The sequence below is a fragment of the Streptomyces sp. NPDC058620 genome (assembly GCF_042717135.1).
Taxonomy (GTDB): domain Bacteria; phylum Actinomycetota; class Actinomycetes; order Streptomycetales; family Streptomycetaceae; genus Streptomyces.
This window is the reverse complement of sequence record NZ_JBHXQO010000111.1, coordinates 1-7,160: the sequence shown is the minus strand read 5'-3', so window position 1 is coordinate 7,160 and position 7,160 is coordinate 1. Positions and strand designations below refer to the sequence as shown.

Annotated in this window: 7 protein-coding genes and 2 pseudogenes; 4 read left to right on the top strand and 5 right to left on the bottom strand. The window is 71.9% G+C overall.

The annotated features are described in order from the left end of the window. Both ACFWSK_RS37055 and ACFWSK_RS37050 read left to right on the top strand, forming a co-directional pair. A pseudogene (locus tag ACFWSK_RS37055) lies at positions 1-284 on the top strand (GNAT family N-acetyltransferase); the annotation flags it as partial. Then, the gene (locus tag ACFWSK_RS37050; protein ID WP_383796413.1) at positions 265-762 is read left to right on the top strand and encodes a DUF402 domain-containing protein; all 498 of its coding nucleotides are present in this window, start codon (positions 265-267) and stop codon (positions 760-762) included. The pseudogene ACFWSK_RS37055 and the gene ACFWSK_RS37050, both read left to right, overlap by 20 nt. Before the next feature lie 23 nt (positions 763-785). Here ACFWSK_RS37050 and ACFWSK_RS37045 read toward each other — a convergent pair. The 5 genes and pseudogenes from ACFWSK_RS37045 to ACFWSK_RS37025 form a co-directional block, all read right to left on the bottom strand. Beyond that, positions 786-1,859, bottom strand: a pseudogene (locus ACFWSK_RS37045) (methyltransferase domain-containing protein); the annotation flags it as partial. Between the two features lie 13 nt (positions 1,860-1,872). Beyond that, positions 1,873-2,358, bottom strand: coding sequence for a GNAT family N-acetyltransferase (locus tag ACFWSK_RS37040; RefSeq protein WP_383796410.1), 486 nt, complete (start codon positions 2,356-2,358; stop codon positions 1,873-1,875). A gap of 61 nt (positions 2,359-2,419) precedes the next feature. Continuing rightward, positions 2,420-3,919 carry a tripartite tricarboxylate transporter permease gene (locus tag ACFWSK_RS37035; protein WP_383796407.1) on the bottom strand — a complete coding sequence of 500 codons (1,500 nt, stop codon included), beginning with the start codon at positions 3,917-3,919 and terminating at the stop codon, positions 2,420-2,422. Between the two features lie 3 nt (positions 3,920-3,922). After that, positions 3,923-4,456, bottom strand: coding sequence for a tripartite tricarboxylate transporter TctB family protein (locus tag ACFWSK_RS37030; RefSeq protein WP_383796404.1), 534 nt, complete (start codon positions 4,454-4,456; stop codon positions 3,923-3,925). After that, positions 4,453-5,436, bottom strand: coding sequence for a Bug family tripartite tricarboxylate transporter substrate binding protein (locus ACFWSK_RS37025; protein ID WP_383796402.1), 984 nt, complete (start codon positions 5,434-5,436; stop codon positions 4,453-4,455). The genes ACFWSK_RS37030 and ACFWSK_RS37025 overlap by 4 nt, the downstream gene beginning before the upstream one ends. A gap of 115 nt (positions 5,437-5,551) precedes the next feature. Between ACFWSK_RS37025 and ACFWSK_RS37020 the strand changes: the two genes are divergently transcribed. Continuing rightward, on the top strand, positions 5,552-6,259 hold the full coding sequence (locus ACFWSK_RS37020; RefSeq protein ID WP_383796399.1) for a response regulator: 708 nt from the start codon (positions 5,552-5,554) through the stop codon (positions 6,257-6,259). 213 nt (positions 6,260-6,472) lie between these two features. Then, positions 6,473-7,160, top strand: a 688-nt coding sequence (locus tag ACFWSK_RS37015) for a lytic polysaccharide monooxygenase (protein ID WP_383796397.1), incomplete at its 3' end; no start/stop codon positions are given.

Below are 7,160 nucleotides of genomic sequence, written 5' to 3'. Positions count from 1 at the left end.
CCGGGGTCGCTTGGGGGGCGGGCGGGGGGCCCGCGACCCCCGGGCCCCCCACGGACGGCCTGACCCGCTACTCCACGGGCATGACCGGTACCCGGCGTGCCTACCGGGGCCGGGGGCTGGCGAAGCTCGCGAAGAACGACTCCCTGCACCGGGCCAGGGCCGCGGGGTACACGGACGCGTACACCGGCAACGACGCGGGCAACGGCCCCATGCTCGCCATCAACAACTGGTTCGGCTACGAGATCTGTGCCACGGAGGTACGCCATGTCCGCACGTTCGCCTGAACCGGCCGCTCTGACCGTCGCCCTGACGAAGGCGGGCCGGACCAAGATCCGCTACCCGGCGGACGTGGTCCGCGACGACGGCAACCGTGTGACGGTACGGGCGCCCTGGGCGGCGCCCGGAGTCCGCGACTTCGGCTTCGTACGGTTCGAGCCGGGCGACGTCTTCACCGAACACTACTGGCGCGACCGCTGGTTCGCGGTGAAGGAAGTCCGCACCGGTGACGGCACACTGAAGGGCTGGTACTGCGACGTGACCCGCCCGGCGGTGCTCCGAGACGGTGAACTCCTGGTCGAGGACCTGGATCTCGACCTGTGGGTGTCGGCGGACGGCTCGTCCGTCCTCCGCCTGGACGAGGACGAGTTCGAGGCGAGCGGCCTCGTCGACCGGGACCCGGAGGCGGCCCGGGCCGCGACCCGGGCCCTGGACGACCTGGAACACCTCGCCCGCACGGAGGGCCTGACGGGACTGCTGGCCTAGGGGGCGTCCGGCCCCGCGCTCGGCGGCAGCGGCACCGCCCGCCCCGGCCCCTCCGGGCTGTACGCGATCGGGTCGCCGTCCTCGTGCCAGTGGATCAGGAAGCGCTCCCCCGCGCGGTAACCGTCCAGCCCCGCGCGGCAGTACGCGACCATGTCGTCCGGGAGGGCGTCCAGCGCGGACCAGGTGAGCTCCGAGCACTTGTCGGGTTCGGCGTTGCGTGGCGGGCGGGACGGGTCGTACCGCGCCTCGAAGAACCAGCCGATGCGCGGGGCGCCGCCGGGGCCCCTGTGGTGCATGACCAGTGCCACCCGCAGCTCGTCCGGGTCCAGGGCGACACCGATCTCCTCGGCCGTCTCGCGGATCATCGCCGCGCGGACGTCCTCGCCGCCCTCCACATGGCCGGAGGGGGCGTGGAGCAGGCCGTCCGCGTACCCCGTGCCGGCGCGGCGGGCGAGCAGGATCTCGGAGCCGCGGCGCAGGATCAGGTGGACGTCGACGACCTCGCTGTGCCGGTGCGGCGGCCGGGTGTGGGCGAGCACGGCATACCGCTCGTCGTCGACCTCCCTGCCCCAGAGGGCCGGGTCACCGGAGAGCGGTTCGTGGTGCACGCGCTCGACGAGCGGTGCGAGCAACCGGGTCAGGTGCCCGGCCGGGATGCCCGCCCCGTCCCAGACCCCTTCGACCAGCACCAGCCGGCCGCCCGGCCTCAGCAGACCGAGCCAGTGGCGCAGGGCGGCTTCCGGGTCGGGCAGCAGCCACACCACGTGCCGGGCCAGGATCACGTCGAATCCGCGGTCCCCGACCGGGGGCCGGCCCGCGTCCCCCACCAGCACCTCGGCACCGGTCCCGGCGAGCTTGGCCCGGGCCCGGTCCGCCATGCGCGGCGAGGCGTCCACGGCAGTGACCCGGTGCCCCCGCTCGGCGGCGAGCAGGGAGAGGGTTCCGGTGCCGCACCCGAGGTCGAGGACGTCGGAGCCCGTGGCGGGGAGCCAGGTCTCCAGTCTCCGGGCCCATGCCTCCCGGACCGCGGGGTCGCGCAGCCCGTGGTCGGGTTCCTCGTCGAAGGAGTCGGCGGCAGCGTCCCAGTCGATCGTCATGCGTCCGATGGTGTCAGCCGCCACTGACAACCGGTCGGCCCGTGAGGCGCTTGCGGTAGTGGAACCGGTCGTACGGTCCGTCCACGCGCCGCTCCACCAACTCGTACCCGTACCGCGGATACAGCTCCTGGTTCTCCCACATCAGTGCGTTCGTGTAGAGCCGGACCGCGGGGAGGCCGAGGGTGCGGGCGTGTGCGTCGGCGAAGGCGAGAAGGCGCCGGCCGGCTCCCCGGCCCGCCGCGTCCGGGTGGACCGCGACGCTCTCCAGGAAGAGGTGGTCCTCGTGCGGGACGAGGACCAGCACACCGAGGACGTCCGGGTCCCCGGTGACGTACACCTGGCCCGCGGCGACGTCCGCCGCGTGGTCCGCCTCCATCGGGGCCGGTACCACGCCGATGCGGGCGATGTAGTGGCGGTACGCGGCATCGGTGACGGCCCGTACGGCGGGCACGTCGGCGGCGGTGGCGGCACGGATCTCGTCGGCCGGGGCAGCTGTCATGGAGGAACGGTACGAGGGGGCCGCCCGTGACGTACCGGGCGGCCCCCTCCCGCGGCCGCGGCTACTTCTCCACCGCCGCCCTGCGCCGTATCACCAGCTTCTTCACGAGGGGCCAGGCCAGGATCAGCACGACCACCCCGTACACCGTCACGGAGAACGGTGTGTTGACCAGCCCGGAGGCGCTGCCGTCGCTGATCTGCAGCGCGCGCCGCAGCTGCTGTTCGGCGGCCGGGCCGAGGATGACGCCGATCACTGCGGGCAGCACCGGGAGTCCGTACCTCCGCATGCCGAGCCCGATCAGACCGATGACCAGCAGGATCACCAGGTCGACGGCTTCACCGCCGACCGCGTACGCACCGACGGCGGCGAAGAACAGGATGCCCGCGTAGAGGTAGGGGCGCGGGATGCGCAGCAGCTTCGCCCACAGGGGGGCGAGCGGCAGGTTGAGCGCGAGGAGCAGGACCATGCCCACGAAGAGGGAGGCGATGAGGCCCCAGACGAGTTCCGGTTCGCGCTCGAAGAGGAGTGGGCCCGGCTGGATGCCGTACTGCTGGAACGCGGCCAGCATCACCGCGGCGACGGCCGTGGTGGGCAGCCCGAGGGTGAGCATGGAGACGAGGGTTCCGGCCGCGGACGCGGAGGCGGCCGATTCCGGACCGGCGACGCCCTCGATGGCGCCCTTGCCGAATTCCTCGCGGTGCTTGGAGAGCCGCTTCTCCGTGACGTACGAGAGGAAGGTGGGGATCTCCGCGCCGCCCGCCGGGATCGCGCCGAAGGGAAAGCCGATGACGGGGCCGCGCAGCCAGGACTTCCAGGTGCGCCGGACGTCGTCCCTGCCGAGCCAGGGGCGGCCGACGGGGATCGGCTCCCCCGTGGAGCGGCGCAGGTGGGCGGCGACCCAGAGGGCTTCTCCGATGGCGAAGAGACCGACCGCGACGATCACCACGTCGACGCCGTCGGCCAGTTGGAGCGAGCCGAAGGTGAGCCGCTGCTGGCCGGTCATCTGGTCGAGGCCGACCAGGCCGATGGTGAGGCCGATGAGCAGGGAGGCGAGACCGCGGATTCGGGAGGACCCGAGGACGGAGGTGACGGCGATGAAGGCCAGCACCATGATCGCGAAGTAGTCGGGGGCGCCGATGCCCACGGCGAGCGAGGCGACGGTCGGGGCGAGGACGACCAGCAGGATCGTGCCGATCATGCCGCCCGCGAAGTGGCCGGTCGCGGCGGCGGCGAGCGCCTGTGGGCCGCGCCCCGCCTTCGCCATCGGATGCCCTTCCATCGCGGCGACGACGGCCGCGCTCTCCCCGGGGGTGTTGAGGAGGATGGAGGTCGTGGAGCCGCCGAACATCGCTCCGTAGTAGATCCCGGCGAACATGATGAAGGCGCCGGTCGGTTCGAGTCCGTACGTCACCGGCAGCAGGAGTGCCACAGCCATGGCCGGGCCGATGCCCGGGAGCACACCGATCGCCGTGCCGAGCAGGACGCCGAGGGCGGCCCAGAGCAGGTTGACGGGCGTGAGCGCCGTACCGAAGCCGTCGAGGAGGGAGTTGAGGGAATCCATCGGTCAGAGCACCCCCATCAGCGGGCCGCCCGGCAGGGGGACTCCGAGCAGGTTGTCGAAGACGAAGTAGGTGACGAGGGAGAGTCCGGCCGCGATGAGCGGATCGCGGTCGTAGTGGCGGCTGCCGAGTGCGTAGGCCGAACCCCAGAAGAGCAGGGCGCCCGAGACGGGGAAGCCGAGCGGGCCGATCAGGACGGCGTTGGCGAGGAAGACTCCGGCGAGCAGGAGCACCGTGCGCCAGTCGGCGGGTTCGGAGAGGTCGATGTCCTCGCCGCCCTCCGCCTCTCCGCGTCCGCCGCGCAGGACGTCGACGGCGAGGAGCACGGCGATGACCAGCAGTCCGCCGCCGACTACGAGGGGGACGGTCCGGGGACCGACGGGGCCGCGCTGGGTGATGTCGACGCTCATGGTGAGGGCGTCCGTGAGGACGAGGACGCCGAGGGCCAGGAGCAGGACGCAGACGCCGAGTTCGGAGTGGTCGCGCAGCCAGTTGCCGCGCTTCGGGGCGGTGGTGGGTTCGGGAGTCCCGGCGGTCACAGTCCCAGCTCCTTCAGGACGGTGGCGACCCGCTGGTCCTGGGCGTCCAGGAAGTCCCCGAAGGCGTCGCCGGTGAGGAAGGCGTCGTCCCAGCCGTTCTTCTTCATCGACTCCTTCCACTGCGGTGAGTCGTGCAGCTTCCGGATCAGGGCGACGAGCTTGTCCCGTTCGGCGCCGGAGAGGCCGGGCGGGGCGACGATGCCACGCCAGTTGGTGAAGTCGGTGTCCAGACCCGACTCGCGGAGGGTGGGTGCGTCGAGGCCCGGGACCCGCTTCGGGCCGGTGACGGCGAGCAGCCGCAGCTCTCCCGCCTCGATCTGGTCGAGGTACTCGCCGACGCCGGAGACGCCGAAGGCGACCTTGCTGCCGAGGATCGAGGCGAGGAGTTCGCCACCGCCGTCGAAGGGGATGTAGTTGACGTCCTTCGGCGCGATCCCTGCGGCCTTCGCCATCAGCATCGGGGCGAGATGGTCGGGTCCGCCGGGCGAGGAGCCGCCGCCGACGGGGAGCTTGGCGGGGTTCTCCTTCCATGCCTCGACCAGCTGGCCGATGGTCTTGTACGGGGAGTCCTTGGCGACGACGACGATGTCCTGCTCCTCGGTGAGCCGGGCGATCGGGGTCGTGTCGCCGAGTGTCTTGGGCGACTTGTTGGTGTGGACCGCGCCGACCACCCCGAGCCCCATCGACATGGCGAGCTTGCCGTTGCCGTGCTCCCCCACGAGCCGGGCCAGGCCGACGGTGCCGCCGGCGCCCGGGAGGTTGAACACCTCCACGTTGTGGGTGAGTCCGGCGTCCTCGGCGTTCTTCGCGGCGGTGCGTGCGGTGATGTCGTAACCACCGCCGGGGGTGTTGGGGACCATGAGGCGCAGGCCGGGTATCTGGGTCCCGGTGTCGGAGCCGCTGCCCGTGGAGAGCAGCGGTGGTGCCACGAGCACCAGGAGCGCCGCCCCGGCCAGGGCGAGGGGAGTGCGCAGTCGCACGGGTTCCACCTTTCTCTGTGAGGTGGCCCACATGCTGCCTGCGCGTTGACGAGCTGTCTCCGTTCCGCAATCAACGGACGTTGTGGTCGTTGTGGTCGCGCCCTACCGTGTCGACGTGACGAAAGTGCTGGTGGTGGACGACGACTTCATGGTCGCGAAGCTGCACTGCCGCTATGTGTCCGTGATGGACGGGTTCACGGTGGTCGGGGCGGCCCACAGCGGGGCCGAGGCGCTCCGCGCGGCGAGGGAGTTGCGTCCCGATCTGGTCCTGCTCGACATCTATCTGCCTGATATGGACGGCATCAGTGTGCTGCGCGAACTCCGTGCGGCGGAGGACCCTGCCACGGACGGCCACAGTGTGGACGCGCTGTTCATCACGGCGGCCCGCGACGCGGGTGTGGTGCGGGCGGCACTACGGGCCGGTGCGCTGCACTATCTGATCAAACCGTTCCATCCGTCCGCGCTCCAGGAGCAGGTGCGGCACGTGGCCTCGCTGCGCAACCGGCTCGACGCTCTCGACGAGGCGCACCAGGAGGCCCGGCAGGAGGACGTGGACCGGATCTTCGGCACCCGCCCGCCGGGCTCGCGCGAACTGCCCAAGGGGCTGGCGGCGCATACCGCCGATCTGGTGGAGCGGGTGCTGCGGGAGCACCCGGAGGGGCTGTCCGCGTCGCAGTGCGCGGAGGCGGGTTCCCTGTCACGGGTCAGCGCCCGGCGTTATCTGGAGTACTTCGCGGAGACGGGGCGGGCCGAGGTGACACTGCGGTACGGCGGGACGGGGCGTCCGGAGCGGCGCTACCGCGCTGTTCATAATCGCTTCTGAGTGGCTCCTTAAGCCCGCCATAACGATGGCTTCCAGGCCCTCTCCACAGCCGGATTCGCCTGCGACGGCGGCTAGTTTGCTGATCACCGGGACGGGGTCCGTCCCGTCGGCGCCGTCCGTACGGGGGGTCGCGCCGCCGCACGGGCCCTGCCCCGCATCCCCCGCACCGGACGTCCGCACCCAGACGTGCCCCGTCGAAGGAGAACGCCACCCATGACCGCCATCACGACCGCTCGTCGCCGGCTCGCCGGGATCTTCGCCCTGGGTGTCGCGCCGCTCGCGCTGACCGGTCTCTCCGCCTCCCCGGCCGCGGCCCACGGTTCGCTGACCGACCCGGTCAGCCGGGTCTCGGCGTGTTTCGCCGAGGGGCCGGAGAGCCCGAAGTCGGCTGCCTGCCGGGCCGCGGTCGCGGCGGGCGGTACACAGGCGCTGTACGACTGGAACGGGGTGAACATCGCCAACGCGGCGGGCAAGCACCGCGAACTGATCCCGGACGGCAAGCTGTGCAGCGCGGGCAACGACAAGTTCAAAGGGCTCGACCTGCCGCGCGCCGACTGGCCGGCGACCGCGATGAAGGCGGGCAGCCACACGTTCCGTTTCCGGGCCACCGCGCCGCACAGGGGCTCGTTCGCGCTCTACCTCACCAAGGCCGGTTACGACCCGGCGAAGCCTCTGAAGTGGTCGGACCTGGAGGAGAAGCCGTTCGCCCAGGCCACCGACCCGAAGCTGGAGAACGGTTCGTACACCTTCGGCGGCACCCTGCCGGAGCGTTCGGGACGGCAGCTGATCTACACCGTCTGGCAGCGTTCGGACTCCCCCGAGGCGTTCTACGCCTGCTCGGACGTGGTCTTCGGCGCGGCGGCGGGCGACGGCGGTCCGGCCGCCGCCGCGCCCCCGGCAC